Source organism: Streptomyces chisholmiae, assembly GCF_031845445.1.
Classification (GTDB): Bacteria; Actinomycetota; Actinomycetes; order Streptomycetales; family Streptomycetaceae; genus Streptomyces; species Streptomyces chisholmiae.
Window position 1 is genome coordinate 447,567 of record NZ_JAVREO010000001.1, and the last position, 15,338, is coordinate 462,904.

General features: G+C 74.2%; 11 protein-coding genes and 1 tRNA gene. 8 read left to right on the forward strand and 4 right to left on the reverse strand.

Annotation, left to right across the window (positions count from 1 at the left end; genetic code table 11):
- The first annotated feature begins 8 nt into the window (after nucleotides 1-8).
- Nucleotides 9-1,058 (forward strand): protein kinase family protein, encoded by a 1,050-nt coding sequence (locus RM844_RS01985; protein WP_311663922.1) that lies wholly within the window; start codon nucleotides 9-11, stop codon nucleotides 1,056-1,058.
- Nucleotides 1,059-1,074: 16 nt separating this feature from the next.
- On the opposite strand, the gene RM844_RS01990 is transcribed toward RM844_RS01985, so the two are convergent.
- Nucleotides 1,075-1,479 (reverse strand): VOC family protein, encoded by a 405-nt coding sequence (locus tag RM844_RS01990; protein WP_311663924.1) that lies wholly within the window; start codon nucleotides 1,477-1,479, stop codon nucleotides 1,075-1,077.
- A gap of 26 nt (nucleotides 1,480-1,505) precedes the next feature.
- Nucleotides 1,506-3,575 carry a serine/threonine-protein kinase gene (locus RM844_RS01995; RefSeq protein ID WP_311663926.1) on the reverse strand — a complete coding sequence of 690 codons (2,070 nt, stop codon included), beginning with the start codon at nucleotides 3,573-3,575 and terminating at the stop codon, nucleotides 1,506-1,508.
- Between the two features lie 180 nt (nucleotides 3,576-3,755).
- Between RM844_RS01995 and RM844_RS02000 the strand changes: the two genes are divergently transcribed.
- Nucleotides 3,756-4,124 carry a chorismate mutase gene (locus RM844_RS02000; RefSeq protein WP_311663928.1) on the forward strand — a complete coding sequence of 123 codons (369 nt, stop codon included), beginning with the start codon at nucleotides 3,756-3,758 and terminating at the stop codon, nucleotides 4,122-4,124.
- Between the two features lie 250 nt (nucleotides 4,125-4,374).
- Here the strand turns inward: RM844_RS02000 and RM844_RS02005 are convergent, their stop codons facing one another.
- The gene (locus RM844_RS02005; protein WP_311663930.1) at nucleotides 4,375-4,851 is read right to left on the reverse strand and encodes a hypothetical protein; all 477 of its coding nucleotides are present in this window, start codon (nucleotides 4,849-4,851) and stop codon (nucleotides 4,375-4,377) included.
- A 264-nt stretch (nucleotides 4,852-5,115) separates the two neighbouring features.
- Between RM844_RS02005 and pepN the strand changes: the two genes are divergently transcribed.
- The 4 genes from pepN (at nucleotide 5,116) to pyk (ending at nucleotide 12,608) form a co-directional block, all read left to right on the forward strand.
- Nucleotides 5,116-7,644 carry an aminopeptidase N gene (pepN, locus tag RM844_RS02010; RefSeq protein ID WP_311663932.1) on the forward strand — a complete coding sequence of 843 codons (2,529 nt, stop codon included), beginning with the start codon at nucleotides 5,116-5,118 and terminating at the stop codon, nucleotides 7,642-7,644.
- Between the two features lie 303 nt (nucleotides 7,645-7,947).
- Nucleotides 7,948-9,492, forward strand: a complete 1,545-nt coding sequence (locus RM844_RS02015) for a pyridoxal phosphate-dependent decarboxylase family protein (RefSeq protein WP_311663934.1) — start codon at nucleotides 7,948-7,950, stop codon at nucleotides 9,490-9,492.
- Nucleotides 9,479-10,912 (forward strand): lysine N(6)-hydroxylase/L-ornithine N(5)-oxygenase family protein, encoded by a 1,434-nt coding sequence (locus tag RM844_RS02020; protein WP_311663936.1) that lies wholly within the window; start codon nucleotides 9,479-9,481, stop codon nucleotides 10,910-10,912. The genes RM844_RS02015 and RM844_RS02020 overlap by 14 nt, the downstream gene beginning before the upstream one ends.
- A 262-nt stretch (nucleotides 10,913-11,174) precedes the next feature.
- Nucleotides 11,175-12,608: a pyruvate kinase gene (pyk, locus tag RM844_RS02025; RefSeq protein ID WP_311663938.1), complete on the forward strand. Its 1,434-nt coding sequence runs from the start codon at nucleotides 11,175-11,177 to the stop codon at nucleotides 12,606-12,608.
- Nucleotides 12,609-12,901: 293 nt separating this feature from the next.
- Here the strand turns inward: pyk and RM844_RS02030 are convergent.
- Nucleotides 12,902-12,984: transfer RNA gene (locus RM844_RS02030), tRNA-Leu, on the reverse strand.
- 140 nt (nucleotides 12,985-13,124) lie between these two features.
- Here RM844_RS02030 and RM844_RS02035 point away from each other — a divergent pair.
- Together RM844_RS02035 and RM844_RS02040 are read left to right on the forward strand one after the other, a co-directional pair.
- Nucleotides 13,125-13,772 carry an ANTAR domain-containing response regulator gene (locus RM844_RS02035; RefSeq protein ID WP_311664328.1) on the forward strand — a complete coding sequence of 216 codons (648 nt, stop codon included), beginning with the start codon at nucleotides 13,125-13,127 and terminating at the stop codon, nucleotides 13,770-13,772.
- Between the two features lie 352 nt (nucleotides 13,773-14,124).
- Nucleotides 14,125-15,276 carry a branched-chain amino acid ABC transporter substrate-binding protein gene (locus RM844_RS02040; protein WP_311663940.1) on the forward strand — a complete coding sequence of 384 codons (1,152 nt, stop codon included), beginning with the start codon at nucleotides 14,125-14,127 and terminating at the stop codon, nucleotides 15,274-15,276.
- Nucleotides 15,277-15,338: the final 62 nt, after the last annotated feature.

The following is a 15,338-nucleotide window of genomic DNA, read 5'->3' on the forward strand; positions in this document are numbered from 1 at the left end:
GAGGACCGGTGCGCCAACCGGCCGACCAGCGCGCCACCCGGCTGGCGCGGCACCGCTCCATCGCCCTGGAGCTGGCCCTGACCAGCGACCGGCGCCTCGGCGAACGCGTCGCCTCCGCCGGCCCGTTGGGCTCCGGCATCGGCGGCAGGTCGGCGGAGCTGCTGGTCGGCGGGGTGCGGGTGTTCGTCAAGCGGGTCCCGCTGACCGACCTCGAACTGCGGCCCGAGCACCTGCGGTCCACCGCGAACGTGTTCGGGCTGCCGACCCACTACCAGTACGGGATCGGCTCCGCCGGCTTCGGCGCCTGGCGCGAGCTGGCCGCGCACCAGTTGACCACCGACTGGGTGCTCGGCGGCGACCACCCGGGCTTCCCGCTGCTGCACCACTGGCGGGTGCTGCCGGACACCCCACCGCCGGGCTTCGCCGACGAGTTCGGCGGCATCGACGGGGCGGTCGCCCACTGGGACGGGTCGCCGGCGGTGCGCCGGCGGCTCGAAGCCATCGGCGCGGCCTCCGCCAGCCTGGTGCTCTTCCTCGAACACCTGCCGTGGACCCTGGCGGACTGGCTGACCGAGCGGGCCGGTCCTGACCGCGGGGCGGGCCAGGTGGCGGCCGCGCTCACCGGGGGCGCCGACTTCCTGCGGGCCCAGGGCTTCGTCCACTTCGACGCGCACTTCCGGAACGTGCTGACCGACGGCCGGCTGGTCTGCTTCGCCGACCTCGGCCTCGCTCTCAGCCGGCGGTTCGAACTGTCCGCGCCAGAGCGGGCGTTCCTCGCCGCGCACCTCGGCTACGACCGGGTCTACGTCGTCGGCCACCTGCTCCGCCACCATCTCCTGGACGGTGTGCGCGACCACGCCGGGTACGAGGCGTTCCTCCGCGGCTGGCTCGCGGGCGAGCGGCCGGCCGGCCTGCCGGCCGCGGCGGTCGCGCTGCTGGACCGGCACGCGGCGGCGCTGGCCGGCCAGGCCGCGTTCCACCGCCGCCTGCTGACGGAGAGCAGACGCACACCGTATCCGGCCGGCGAGATCGACGGCGCCGGGCCGGCCGACGCCTGACCCGGCGCCCGCCAGGTCAGCTGGTGTGCTGGCTGGGGGCGGCCGGGCCCTGGCCGTAGCAGAGGCAGAACGGATGCCCCGCCGGGTCCGCGTAGACCCGGAACCCGCTGTTCTGGCCGCCGCTGTCGTGCAGGAAGGTGGCGCCCAGGGCCAGCACGCGGGCCTCGGCGGCCGGCATGTCGGCCAGCGTCGGCACGTCGAAATCCAGGTGCATCTGCTGCGGCCTGGCCGGGTCCGGCCAGGCCGGCGGCTGGTGGTCGGGCGCGTGCTGGAAGGCGAGGCGCCGGCCGCCGGGCCCGGTGAGGTTCACCCAGGCCGGATCGGCGGCGTCCAGCTCCCAGCCGAGGACCTCCCGGTAGAAACCGCCCAGCGCGACGGGGTCGGGACAGTCGATGACGACACACTGCAGGCTCGCGATCATGCCCCGCAGCATAGGGGGGCCCACTGTCACTCCCCGGTGTTCACCGTCACCGAGTCCACCGCCAGCTCCGGCACCTCCCAGCGCTCCAGCAGCTCGGCGTAGGTGCCGTCGTCGATCAGCGTCTGGATGGCCTGCTGGAGGGCGTCCCGCAGATCCGGCTCCCCGACGCTGACCGCGATGCCGCGCGCCTCGACCGCGTAGGGCTCGCTGACCGTCAGGCCGTGCTCCTCGATCTCCGGCCGCAGCCCGGCCGCCGAGCCGTAGGGCATGGCGGCGGCGTCGGCCGCGCCGGCCGCCACCTCGGCCAGCGCGTCCTCCAGGGTCTCGTGGCCGGAGTAGGTGACCGGCGTGGCACAGCCGGCGTCCGCGAACTGCTCCTGGGTCAGCTCCTCCGCCTCGTCGCCGCCCCAGCTGGCGACGGTCGCGCCGCACAGGTCGGCGGGACCGGCCACGCCCTCCCGGGTGACCAGCACCTGGCCTTCCTGGAAGTGGTTGACGAAGTCCAGGTTCACCGCGGCCGGGTCCGTCCTGTCGGAGGGCAGTGCGGCCATCGCGACGATGCCGGAGTCCAGGTCGGCGCCGGCGAGGTTGGTGAGGTCCTGCAACAACCAGGTGTAGTCCCGCCGTTCGTACCGGAACTCGACGCCCAGCAGCTCGCCGGCCGCCGCCGCCAGCTCGGGCTCGAAGCCGGTCCAGGCGCCGTCCTCCTCGAACATGATCGGCGGGTAGGTGATCGCGGTGTGCACCAGAACCTCGTCCGACTCCTGGATCTCCGGCGGCAGCAGGTGGTGCAGCGGCGCCTCCGGTTCCTCCCACGGCTCGGCCGGCCCGCCCGCGCCGTCCTCGCCCGGGTCGCCGGGCGCGGGCGCGGAGGTCTGGGGGCCGCCGGCGACGGGGGCGTCCTCGTCCGATGACCGGGTGAGCGCCCAGCCGACGGCGGCGGCCGTGACCACCGCCGCCGTCACCGCCGCGCCCAGCACCAGCCGGCGCCGGCCGGCGGCGGGCGCGGGTCCCGGCCCGGGCGGTGGCCCGGCCGGTGGCGCGGTCATGGTGGGCGCGTCCGGCGGCGGGGTGGTCGGGCCCACGGGCGGCCGGCCGGGTGGTGGCGGGGTGGCCGGTGCGTTGGGCAGGGTGGCCGGCGGGGGTGTCGGCGTCGGCTCGATCCGGGTGGGCGCGGGCGTGTCGAGTGCCAGCAGGCCGGCCGCCTCCCGGCCCAGCCGGGAGGTCAGGGTGGCCGGCAGCCACAGCCCGCTGTCGGTGTCCACCGCCGCCCGGCCACGCGCCGAGGTCGCCTCCACCAGCTCGGCCGGCGACGGCCGCTCGGCCGGGTCGCGGGCCAGGCAGCGGGCCACCAGCGCCCGCAGCTCGCCGGCCAACGGACCGTCCGCCGGGCCGAGTTCCGGCTCCTCGTGCAGCACCCGGTAGAGCACCGTGTGCACCGGGGGCTGGCCGGCCGAGAAGGGGGCGGTGCCGGTGCTGGCGAAGGCCAGCACGGCGCCGAGGGCGAACACGTCGGTGGCGCCGGTGAGCGGCTCGTCGCGTATCTGCTCCGGCGGCATGTAGCCGGGGGAGCCGACCAGCGAGCCGGTGCGGGTGACCAGGCTGGCGTCGGCGGCGCGCGCGATACCGAAGTCGATGACCCGCGGCCCCTCCAGGGTGACGAGCACGTTGGACGGCTTCAGGTCGCGGTGCACCAGGCCGGCCGCGTGGATGTCGGTGAGCGCCTGGGCCAGCCCGTGGGCCAGCGACCAGACGGTGTCATCGGGCAGCGGCCCGTGCAGGCCGTCGACCACCCGGTGGAGCGAGGGTCCGGGCAGGTAGCCGGTCGCGACCCAGGGCACCGCCGAGGTGGTGTCGCTCTCCCAGACCGGGGCGGTCCACCGCTGACTGACCCGCTTGGCGGCGCCCACTTCGCGTTCGAAACGGCGCCGGAAGTCGGCGTCCGCGGCCAGCTGGGCGTGGATCACCTTGACGGCGGCCGTCCGGCCCTGGGGGCCACGCCCCAGGAAGACCTCGCCCATGCCGCCGGCACCCAGCCGTCCCAGCAGCTGGTACGGGCCGACCGTCCTGGGGTCACCGGCAGCCAGCGGTTCCATCGGGGCACTCCTCGTGTCTCACGCATCCGCGGCCGGCCGGTTCGCCGGGACGGCGTCCCCCATCCTAAGTCGCACCGGCGATGAACAGCTGCGAAGAGAGCGGGAGATGGGCCGGGCCGGGTGGCCGGTTCCGGCGCCGCTCCGGAAGCGGTACCGGGGCCCACGACTAGGCTGGTGGCCATGGAGAACAGCGAGGGGTCCCGCACGACGGGCGGCCTGGACGAGAGCGTCCGCGGGGAGCTGGCCGCGTTGCGCGACAGCATCGACAACATCGACGCGGCCGTGGTGCACATGCTGGCCGAGCGCTTCAAGTGCACCCAGCGGGTCGGCCGGCTCAAGGCCGACCACCAGCTGCCCCCCGCCGACCCGGCCCGCGAGGCCCGGCAGATCATACGGCTGCGCGAGCTGGCCGAGAGCGCCAAGCTGGATCCGGCCTTCGCCGAGAAGCTGCTCAACTTCATCATCGCCGAGGTCATCCGGCACCACGAGACGATCGCCGGCGAGCGGCTGACCGGTGACGTCGCGGGCGACGGGGCGGCCGCCGGCTGACCGCCCCGGCCGGGCCCTTCGCCCCGCCGCCGTGGCGGACCGCCGGCCGTCCCCGGCCGGCCGTCCCCGGCCGCACGCCCGTGCCATCGCCGCCGCGCCACTGCCCGCCCCGCCGCCGTGCCACTGCCCCCTCGCCACCACCGGCGTGCCACTGCTCCGCCCCATCGCCGCGCCGCCGCCCCCGGTGCCACTGCCCCGCCCCGGCCCCCCGCCGCCGGCGGGCCGCCGCCCCCGACCGCCCGCCGCCGGGTCAGCCGCGCCTGGCGCCCTGCGGCCAGAGCACCCGCACCGGCAGGTCGACCTGGCGGGCGTAGGTCACCACGTCCCCGGTGCCGCCGAAGCCGCGGGCCGGCTCGCCGTCCCACACGGCGAGCAGCCGGTCCACCAGCCCCACCAGCACCTCGCTCGCGGTCATCAACGCCTGGTCGTCGGCGACGGCCAGCCCGGTGTGGTGCACCTGGGCGGCCGCGGCCAACAGCGCGTCGTACTCGGCGTGCTGCTCGGCCGGCAGCAGCCCGCGGTAGTCGTCGGCGGGTATCACCACCTCAAGCCGCCCGCCCAGCTCCAGCACCGTGCGGGCGAACCAGGAGTCGGGCCCGTCGGCGAGGCAGGAGACGCCCACCAGCGCCTCGGGCGCGGTGCGCGAGACCTCGGCGCGCAGCGCGGCGCGCGTCCAGACGGCGACCTCCTCCGGCAGACCTCGGTGGCCGGTGATCCCTATGCGCATCTGACTCCCTTACCTGCTGGCGGGCGGACCGGTTGCCGCGAGGGGCCGACGCACCCGCGCGGGCTTCTCAACGCTGCGGCGGAAGAGTAGCGGAGCGTACTGACAACGTGCCTGGCGGGGCACCCGACGGCGGCCCCAACTCGGCGGAGTGAGCTGGGTGTTCGCGCCGCCCCCGGCCGCCGCGGGCGGCCTCCGAGCGGCTCGGCGCGCCGCCCGGGCGGGAACCCGTTGGGTCGGCGGCCGGCGGTGCGGCAGCATGGCGCCATGGCTACACTCACCCGCCTCGAAGCGGAGGCCCGCGCCCGCCTGCTGACCGTCGAGCGGTACCTCGTCGACCTCGACCTCACCCGGGGCGACACCGTCTTCGGCTCCACCACCACCATCCGGTTCACCGCCCGGGAGGCCGGTGACACCTTCGTGGAGGCGCGGCCCACCAGCCTGCGCTCCGCGACCCTGGACGGCCAGTCGCTGGACCCGGCCGAGCTGGCGGACGGCCGGCTGCCGCTGCGCGGACTCACCGCGGGCGAGCACGAGTTGACCGTGGTCGCCGAGATGCCCTACTCGCGCACCGGGGAGGGGATGCACCGGTTCACCGACCCGGCCGACGGGCTGACCTACCTCTACAGCATGTGCTGCATGACGGACGCGCCGCTGGTCTTCGCCGCCTTCGACCAGCCCGACCTGAAGGCCGTCTTCGAGGTCGCGGTCACCGCGCCCGGGGAGTGGACGGTGCTGGGCAACGGCCGCGCCACCCGGGAGCCGGACCAGCCGGGCCGCTGGCGCTGCGCGCCGACCCCGCCGATCTCCACCTACCTGCTCGCGGTGGCCGCCGGCCCGTACCACTCGGTGCGCACCGAGCACGCCGGGCTGCCGTTCGGGCTGCACGCGCGCCGCTCGCTCGCCGCCGAGCTGGACCGGGACGCCGAGGAACTGTTCGACATCACCCGGCGGTGCTTCGACCGCTACCACGAGATCTTCGACGAGCCCTACCCGTTCGACTCCTACGACCAGGCGTTCGTGCCGGAGTTCAACGCCGGCGCGATGGAGAACCCGGGCCTGGTCACCTTCCGGGACACCTACGTCTTCCGGTCCGCCGTCACCGACACCGAGCGCGAGACGCGCGGGGTGGTCATCGCGCACGAGATGGCCCACATGTGGTTCGGCGACCTGGTCACCCTGCGCTGGTGGGACGACGTCTGGCTGAACGAGTCCTTCGCCGAGTACCTCGGCTACCAGGTGCTGACCGAGGCCACCGACTTCCAGCCGTGGACCGAGTTCGCCATGGTCCGCAAGGGCTGGGGGTACGACGCCGACCAGCGCCCGTCCACCCACCCGGTGGCGCCCGAGCCGGACGCGGTGCCGGACACCGCGTCCGCCTGGCTCAACTTCGACGGCATCTCGTACGCCAAGGGCGCCTCGGCGCTGCGCCAACTCGTCGCCTGGCTGGGCCAGGACACCTTCCTCGCCGGCGTCAACGACCACTTCGCGCGGCACCGGTTCGGCAACGCCACGCTGGCCGACTTCATCGACTCGATGGCCCGCGCCTCCGGCCGTCCCGTGCCCACCTGGGCGGAGGCCTGGCTGCGCACCAGCGGCCCGGACACCCTCACCCCCCGACCGGTCGGGGCCGCGCTGGGCACCGAGGGCGGCGAGGACGGCTGGCGGCTGCACCTGACGCACGCCGGCGGGCGGCCACACCGGCTCCGGCTGGGTGCCTACGACCTCGACCCGACCCGGCCGGAACGGGTGCTGCCGCGGGCCCAGTACGAGGTCGAACTGGTCGGCGGGGCCGCGGAGGCGACCACCGAGCACGTCTTCCCCGGCGGCCGGCCCGACCTGCTGGTGGTCAACGACGGGGACCTCAGCTACGCCAAGGTGCGGCTGGACGAACGTTCCTGGGCGACCGCGCTGCGCACCCTGACCAGCCTGCCCGACCCGCTGAGCCGCACCGTGGTGTGGAACGCGGCGCGCGACATGGTCAGGGACGGCGAACTGGCCCCGTTCGACTATCTGGAGGCCGCCCGCCGGCACCTGCCGGGGGAGGCCGCGCAGGTGATCGTCAGCGAGGTGCTGCGGTTCGCCGGCGGGCCGCTGGCCGGCCGTTACCTGCCGGACGACCGGAAGGCCGAGGCGCTGGCGCTGATCCGGCGGATCACCGAGCAGCTGCGGGCCGGTGCCGGCGGCGACCAGGCGCGGCTGTTGACGGCGGTGCGGGCCGCGATCGCGGCCACGGACACGCCGGACACCCTGTTGGAGTGGTGGCGGGCCGGCGCGGTGCCGGGTGGCCCCGAGCTGGACCAGGACCTGCGGTGGCGCATGCTGCACCGGCTGGCGGCGCTGGGCGCGACCGACCGGGCGGAGATCGCCGCCGAGGCGGCCAGGGACACCAGCGCCACCGGCGAGGAGGGCGCCGCGCGCTGCCGGGCCGCGCTGCCGGACGCGGCGGCCAAGGAGGAAGCCTGGGAAGCCATGTTCGACCCGGCCGACCGGCTCTCCAACTACCTGTTCGGGGCGACCGCCGAGGGCTTCTGGCAGTCGGAGCAGCGGGGGCTGCTGGCGCCCTACGTGGCGCGCTACTTCCCGGCCGCCGCCGAGCTGGCCGCACGGCGGGGCCACGCGCTGGCGTTGATGGTCAGCCAGTCGGGCTTCCCCTGGCCGTTCGTCGAGGCGGAGACGCTCGCCCTGGGCGAGAAGTGCCTGGCCGGCCAGGCGCCGTCCCCGGCGCTGCGCCGCGCGTTGGGTGACCAACTCGACGAGCTGCGGCGGGCGTTGCGGGTACGCTCGGTCAACTGACCTGGCGTCGGGGCTCGCGCCGAACGTGCGTGGCCGCCGGTGTCGGAACCGGGCGCCGGAACGCGCGTCGGAACCGGCGTCGGGGCCCGCGTTGACGCCCCGGCGGTCACCGGGGCGGGCCACCGGCCGGTCGGGCGGCCGGCCGGTGGTTAGGTTCCCCTTAGCATCATCCCGGGGTGGCGCGCTGGCCTGCTTCGCTCAATAGGGGGAAAGCGGGCCAAAGTGGCGGGTGGGGCACGAAGTAGCCCATAGCGTTTGGCTGTCCACGCGATCCCCGCCCGCCCGCCGTTGGAGAGTCCGCCCATGCCTCCCCCCATCCCGCCCGACCCCACGCTGCTGGCCGGCGGCTGTTCCGGCCCCGCCAGCCTGCGGCCCCTGCTGGACACGGTGCTGACCGCGCTGGCCGACGGGGCGGCCGAGCGCTGCGGCCCGCTCCCGGCCGGCGGCCCGGACGCCCCGGAGGCACGGTTCGGGGGAACGATCCTGCCCGCCCAGGGCACCGGCGCGCACGAGGCGCTGGGCGCCCTGGTGCACGCGCTGGCGCGTGGCGCGGCCGACCCGGCCGACCCGCACTGCGTCGCCCATCTGCACTGCCCGCCGCTGGCCGTGGCCGCCGCCGCCGACCTGGCGGCCAGCGCGCTCAACCCGTCGCTGGACTCCTGGGACCAGGCGCCCGCGGCCTCCGCCCTGGAGGCCCAGGTCACCGCCGAGCTGGCCGCGCTGGTCCACCCGTCGGGGCCGGCCCCCGACGCGTTGGTCACCACCGGCGGCACCGAGTCCAACCTCCTGGGCGTGCTGCTCGCCAGGGAGCGACACTCGGCCCGACTGCGGGTGGTCTGCGGTGCCAACGCCCACCACAGCACCGCCCGCGCCACCTGGCTGCTGGGCCTGCACCCGCCGGTCAACGTGCCCACGCCGCACGGGGTGTTGGACCCGGCGCTGGTGCGGGCCGCCGTCGAGGGGCTGCCGCCCGGGGCGCACGCCCTGGTGGTGGCCACCGCGGGGACCACGGACAGCGGCGCCATCGACCCGCTGCCGGCGCTCGCCGACCTGGTCGCCGAGCAGCGCCGGCACCGCCCGACCAGCCTGCACGTGGACGCGGCCTACGGCGGCCCGCTGCTGCTGAGCCCCCGGCACCGGACGCTGCTGGCCGGCGTCGAGCGGGCCGAGACGGTCACCCTCGACCTGCACAAGCTCGGCTGGCAGCCGATCGCCGCCGGGCTGCTCACCGTTCCCGACCGGACGGCCCTGATACCGCTGGCCCACCGCGCCGACTACCTCAACGCGGACGACGACACCGAGGCCGGCCTGCCCGACCTGCTGGGCCGCTCGCTGCGCACCACGCGCCGCGCCGACGTGCTGAAGATCGCCGTCACCCTCCGCGCCCTGGGCCGGGCCGGCCTCGCCGCGCTGCTGGACGACGTGCTGGCCGCCGCCCGACGGCTGGCCCGGCTGGTCGCCGACGAGCCCCGGCTGACGCTGCACGCCGAGCCCGCCATCAGCACCGTGCTCTTCCGGCCGGCCGGCGCCGACGACGCGCGGGTGGCGGCGATCCGCCGCCAGCTGCTCGACGACGGCGCCACCGTGCTCGGCCGGGCCTGGGCGCTGGACGGCGCCGGCCACCGCCGGCTCTGGCTCAAGGCGACGCTGCTCAACCCCCGGGTGCTGGAGAGCGACCTGACGGCGCTGCTGAAGCTGGTGCTGGAGCGGGCGGAAGCGCCCCTGCCGGTCCCCGCGTCCGGGTCCGCGCCCCAGCCGGCGGTCCGTCGTGCCGCGCTCCGCTCCACCCCCTCGCTCCTGAGTCCCTCCCTCCCCGACCAAAGGAAGCCGTCGGATGACCGCCCCTGACCCCCGCTACCCCCTCGACCTCGTGGGGGTGGGCATCGGGCCCGCCAACCTCTCGCTGGCCGCGCTCCTGGACGACCACCCGGACCTGCGAGCCGCCTGGTACGAGCAACGGCCCGACTTCCGCTGGCACCCCGGGCTGTTGATCGAGGGCACCACCCTCCAGGTGCCCTTCCTCGCCGACCTGGTGAGCCTGGCCGACCCGACCAACCCCTGGAGCTTCCTCAACTACCTCAAGCACCAGGGTCGGCTCTTCCCGTTCTACTTCTCGGAGCGGTTCCACTGCCCGCGGGCCGAGTACGACGACTACTGCCGCTGGGTCAGCGAGCAGCTGCCCGCGCTGCACTTCCACCACCGGGTGGACACCGTCAGGTGGAACGCCGAGTACGAGGTCTTCGACGTCGACCTCACCCCGCTGGCCGCGGACGGCGGCGGCCTGGCCACCGCCCGGGTGCACGCCCGCAACCTGGCCGTGGGCATCGGCACCGCGCCCCATGTCCCGGAGCCGCTGCGCCCGTTGATCGACGCCACGGCCACCGCGCCGGTGATCCACTCGGCGGACTACCTCCAGCACCGCGAGCGGCTGCTGGCCGCCGGGCACATCACGGTGATCGGCGGCGGCCAGTCGGGCGCGGAGGTCTTCCTCGACCTGCTGCGCCGCCGGCCGGCCGGCGGCGAACGCCTGCACTGGATCAGCCGCAGCCCGGCCTTCTCGCCGATGGAGTACAGCAAGCTCGGGCTGGAGCACTTCACCCCGGACTACAGCCGCTACTTCCGCGAGCTGCCCGAGTCGGTGCGCGACCAACTGCTGCGCGACCAGTGGCAGTTGTACCGGGCGGTCGACCAGGAGACGCTGGGCGACATCCACGACGAGCTCTACCGGCGGACGGTCACGGACGGTTGGCCGGACGCGGTGCTCAGCCCGGGTGTGGCGGTGCGCACCGCCGGCCGGGTCGGCGCCCACCAGCTGGAGCTGCACCTGGACCACCAGCCGGAGGGCGGCCGCAGCCGGCTGCTCACCAACGCCGTGGTGCTGGCCACCGGTTACCGCGAGCGCCCGCTCCAGTCGGTACTGGCCAGCCTGGACGGCGACCTCCGGCGGGACGCCGCCGGCCGGCCGGTGATCGACCAGGACTACCGGCTGGCGCTCTCCCCGTCGATCGGCGGCAGCGTCTTCGTGCTCAACGCCGAGCGGCACAGCCACGGCGTGGGCGCCCCCGACCTGGGGCTGATCGCGCACCGGGCCGCCGGCATCGTCAACGCGCTGACCGGGCAGGCCCGTTACCGGCTGCCGGAGCGGTCCGCGTTCACCACCTTCGGGGTGCGGGCGCACACCCGGCTGACCGAGGGCGCGGAGAACGAGCGGCGCGACCCCCAGCCGTTCTCCACCACCCTGCCGCCGCCCCGGGGCATCACCGTCTGACCGGCGCGCGCGGTTTGCTCGGGAGGGCGGCGGGGCAGGGCTGTTCGGGGCCGCCGGTGATCGCCGGCGGCGCGCCGCGCTCCCCGCCGCTTCCCGGGCTCTCGGCGCCCCGGCCGGGGAAAACGAAACGAAAAGGCGGCGAAAGCTCAAAAGAGCGGCGTTGCGCTCATTCTGTTGATTGTCGGTCTCTTGTGAAAAGCCCGCCTTCCCGTCGTCACTTCCCGATAGCCTCGTACTGGCGGGTAACTCCTAGGGTTACGGCATGCGCCGAGCCAAAATCGTTTGTACCCTGGGCCCTGCCACCGACTCCCCGGAACGGATCGCCGAGCTGGTAGCAGCCGGAATGGACGTGGCCAGGCTCAACCTCAGCCACGGCGCGCACCGCGAACACGAGTTGCGCTACCAGCGGGTGCGGCAGGCCGCTCGGGAAAGTGGTCGAAGTATCGGAATTCTCGCCGACCTCCAGGGCCCGAAGATCCGACTCGGCTCCTTTGCGGAGGGGCCCGTCCTGCTGGAACGCGACGACGAATTCACCATCACCACCGAGGACGTCCTCGGTGACCACCGCCGGTGTGGCACCACCTACGCCGGTCTCGCCCAGGACGTCACGCCCGGTGAGCGCGTCCTGGTGGACGACGGCCGGGTGACGCTGGAGGTCGTCGAGGTGGCCGGGCCCGAGGTGCGCACCCGGGTGGTCGAGGGCGGTCTGGTCTCCGACCACAAGGGCATCAACCTCCCCGGGGTGGCCGTCTCCGTGCCCGCCCTGTCCGCCAAGGACATCGAGGACCTCCGCTGGGCGCTGCGCACCGGCGTGGACATCGTGGCGCTCTCCTTCGTCCGCTCCGGCGACGACATCAAGGACGTGCACCGGGTGATGGCCGACGAGGGCCGCTTCCTGCCGGTGATCGCCAAGATCGAGAAGCCGCAGGCGGAGGAGAACCTCCAGGACATCGTGGACGCCTTCGACGGGATCATGGTGGCCCGCGGCGACCTCGGCGTCGAGGTGCCGCTGGAGACGGTGCCGCTGGTGCAGAAGCGCGCGGTGCGGCTGGCCAAGCGGAACGCCAAGCCGGTGATCGTGGCCACCCAGATGCTCGACTCCATGATCGACGCCTCCCGGCCCACCAGGGCCGAGGCGTCCGACGTGGCCAACGCGGTGCTGGACGGCGCGGACGCGGTGATGCTCTCCGGCGAGACCAGCGTGGGGCGTTACCCGGTGGAGACGGTGCGCACCATGAGTCGCATCGTCTGCGCGGCCGAGGCCGAGCTGCTGGCCGAGGGGCTGCCCCCGCTGACGGTCCAGGAGAAGCCGCGCACCCAGGGCGGCGCGGTGGCCAGGGCCGCCGCCGACATCGGCGACTTCCTGGACGCCAGACTGCTGGTGGCCTTCACTCAGAGCGGGGACACCGCGCGCCGGCTCTCCCGCTACCGTTCGCCGATCCCGCTGCTCGCGTTCACCCCCGACCCGGCCACCCAGGCGCAGCTCAGCCTGAGCTGGGGCGTCGAGGCGCACCTGGTGCCGACGGTGCGCTCCACCGACGAGATGGTGGCGGTGATGGACGATCAGCTGCTGCGGGTCGGGCGTTGCCGGATGGGCGACGTGGTGGTGATGACGGCCGGCTCGCCGCCGGCGACCCCGTTCACCACCAACCTGGTCCGGGTGCACCACGTCGGCGAGGACGACGCGCCCCGCTGAGGCCGACCGGGCGGTCGGCGCCCGCCCGAGGCCCGGGGTGTCCGCCTCCGGGTGGGCGCCCCGGTCGGCGCGCCCGGATGGTGCCGGGCGGCCGGCGGCACCCGGGCGCGCCGGGCACGATCGGGCACCGGCCGCGGGGCGGCGCGACCCACCCGCGGCCGCCAGAAAACGGACGTCGGCCCCGGAAACGGACAGCGTGCGGAGAAACGAGCGCGATCACGAAAGGCGCGCGGAGGAATTTCGGGGAAAGGCGCGGGGCCGTGGCGGGAAACCCGGAAAGCGGGGGGATCGGGTGCCGGGTGCGGGATTCGAACCCGCAAGCCCTTTCGGGCAGAGGTGTTTGAGACCTCCGTGTATGCCATTCCACCAACCCGGCCGGCGGCGCCACGGCAGTCTACCGGCTCTCGCCGAGTGCTGGCGACTAGGTAGGCTCATGGGTAGCCCCAGCGTGCGGAGATCCGCGAAGAACCAAGGAGCAACGTGAGCACCCCCGACGTCCCTGACGAGCGCGACACCCTGCCGGATGTCCCCGAGGAGGCGGTCACCTCGGAGAGCGCCCACGTCCCGCCCAACATCACCCGTGTCGTCATCGCCGAGGACGAGGCGCTGATCCGCCTGGACCTCAAGGAGATGCTGGAGGAGGAGGGCTACACCGTCGTGGGGGAGGCCGGGGACGGCCAGCGGGCCGTCGAGCTGGCCCGCGAGCACAACCCCGACCTGGTGATCCTGGACGTGAAGATGCCGGTGATGGACGGCATCTCGGCGGCCGAGAAGATCGCCGCTGACAACATCGCCCCGGTGCTGATGCTGACCGCCTTCTCCCAGCGCGACCTGGTCGAGCGGGCCAGGGACGCGGGCGCCATGGCCTACCTGGTGAAGCCGTTCAGCAAGAGCGACGTGGTCCCGGCCATCGAGATCGCCGTCTCCCGCTTCCAGCAGCTGCGCAGCCTGACCGACGAGGTGGCCGACCTGGCCCAGCGGCTGGAGACCCGCAAGCTGGTCGACCGGGCCAAGAGCGTGCTCCAGACCCAGTACGGACTGACCGAGCCGGCGGCGTTCCGGTGGATCCAGAAGACCTCGATGGACCGCCGGCTCTCCATGCGGCAGGTGGCCGAGGCGGTCATTCAGGACGCCGAGGAGAAGCGGCAGAAGCCGCCGAAGTGAGTCGGCCGCCGGCCGGGGTCGACACCCCGTGAGATCGAGCCGGGCAACGGTACTTCGGGCGGCGCGCGTCGGGACAATTCCGGCGCGCGCCGCCGTTTTCACGTGTGGTCACGTCGTCACCCAGCGTCCCTGCCCGGTACGTCCGTTAACCGGGCAGTTGTGTTCTGTTACTGGCATGTGCCGCAGGTCACGAGGCGATCACATCTGTTGCGGCAGTGTGTTCGCGCAGCTTGCGGGGCAATAGATTCCGCTGCACGCCGCACCAGTGTGCGTGGTGCATGGACGTCGTGCGGTGCCGACACATGTTCTGGGCTCGTTCCAGGGGGTTTTCCTAGTGCTCAACAAAACCATCGTGCGACTGGCGATACCGGTGGCCGCCGGCGCGTTGCTGCTCACCGGTTGCGGAAGCGACGATGACGGCGGTGACGGTGGCGGCGGCACCACATACAAGGTCGCCTACCAGGGGCCGCTCTCCGGGACGAACGTCGCGCTCGGCGAGAACATGCAGAACGGCGTGCAACTCGCCATCAACGAGGCCAACGCCAGCGGCGAGTACGACTTCACCATCGAGTACCTGCCGGCGGACGACCAGGGCGCCGAGGGTCAGGCGACCGCGGCGGCCCAGTCCGCGATCGACGACCAGGACGTGATGGCCGTCGTCGGCCCCGCGTTCTCCGGCCCGACCTTCGTGGCCGCCCCGCTCTACGGGCAGGCCGGGCTCGCCACGGTCTCCTCCTCGGCGACCAACCCGACCATCACGGAGGAGGGTTTCCCGACCTTCCTGCGCGCGGTGCCCAACGACAACGCCCAGGGCGGCGCGATGGCCAGGTGGCTGGCCCAGCAGGACGGCGTGGAGTCCGTCATGGTGATCGACGACGTCACCCCGTACGGCGAGGGCCTCGCCGACGTGGCGATGGAGGAGCTGGCCGCCAACGGGCTCGAGGCCCAGCGGCAGAGCGTGCCGGCCGACACCGTCGACTACGGCAGCGCCGCGCGGAACGTGACGAGCGCCGACGTGGACGCCCTCATCTACGCGGGTTACTACGAGGCGTTGGCCCCGTTCGCCCGCCGTCTCGCCGAGGGTGGCTTCGAGGGCATCGGGATCTCCGGTGACGGCTCCAACGACGACGAGTTCATCAACCTGGCCGGCGGCGCCGCCGAGGGCTGGTACCTCACCTGCCCCTGCACCGACGCCACCGCCGAGGAGGCCACGGCGGACTTCGCCGACCGCTACCAGGAGGAGTTCGGCGAGGCGCCGGGCACCTACTCGGCGGAGAGCTACGACGTCACCAACATGATCATCCAGGCCATCGCCGGTCTGGAGGGCGACGTGAACCGCCAGGCCGTCTACGAGGCGCTGGCCGGCGGCGAGTACGAGGGCCTGACCAAGACCTTCTCGTTCACCGACACCGGTGAGTTCGAGAACGAGGGCATCTACCTCTACCAGGTCGCGGACGGGGTCCGCGGCTACGTGGGCAACGTCGAGGAGCTGGTCGGCGGCTGACCCGCCGCGAGGACCACGGTGGGGCGGGCCGGACCGCGCCCGCCCCACCCTCCTCGACCTCC

Excerpts from the sequence above, each read along its gene's own strand:
- RM844_RS02000 (WP_311663928.1), top strand. The coding sequence starts at position 3,756 with ATGGAGAACAGCGAGGGGTCCCGCACGACGGGCGGCCTGGACGAGAGC.
- pyk (WP_311663938.1), top strand. The coding sequence starts at position 11,175 with ATGCGCCGAGCCAAAATCGTTTGTACCCTGGGCCCTGCCACCGACTCC.
- RM844_RS01995 (WP_311663926.1), bottom strand. The coding sequence starts at position 3,575 with ATGGAACCGCTGGCTGCCGGTGACCCCAGGACGGTCGGCCCGTACCAG.
- pepN (WP_311663932.1), top strand. The coding sequence starts at position 5,116 with ATGGCTACACTCACCCGCCTCGAAGCGGAGGCCCGCGCCCGCCTGCTG.
- RM844_RS01990 (WP_311663924.1), bottom strand. The coding sequence starts at position 1,479 with ATGATCGCGAGCCTGCAGTGTGTCGTCATCGACTGTCCCGACCCCGTC.
- RM844_RS02020 (WP_311663936.1), top strand. The coding sequence starts at position 9,479 with ATGACCGCCCCTGACCCCCGCTACCCCCTCGACCTCGTGGGGGTGGGC.
- RM844_RS02015 (WP_311663934.1), top strand. The coding sequence starts at position 7,948 with ATGCCTCCCCCCATCCCGCCCGACCCCACGCTGCTGGCCGGCGGCTGT.
- RM844_RS02005 (WP_311663930.1), bottom strand. The coding sequence starts at position 4,851 with ATGCGCATAGGGATCACCGGCCACCGAGGTCTGCCGGAGGAGGTCGCC.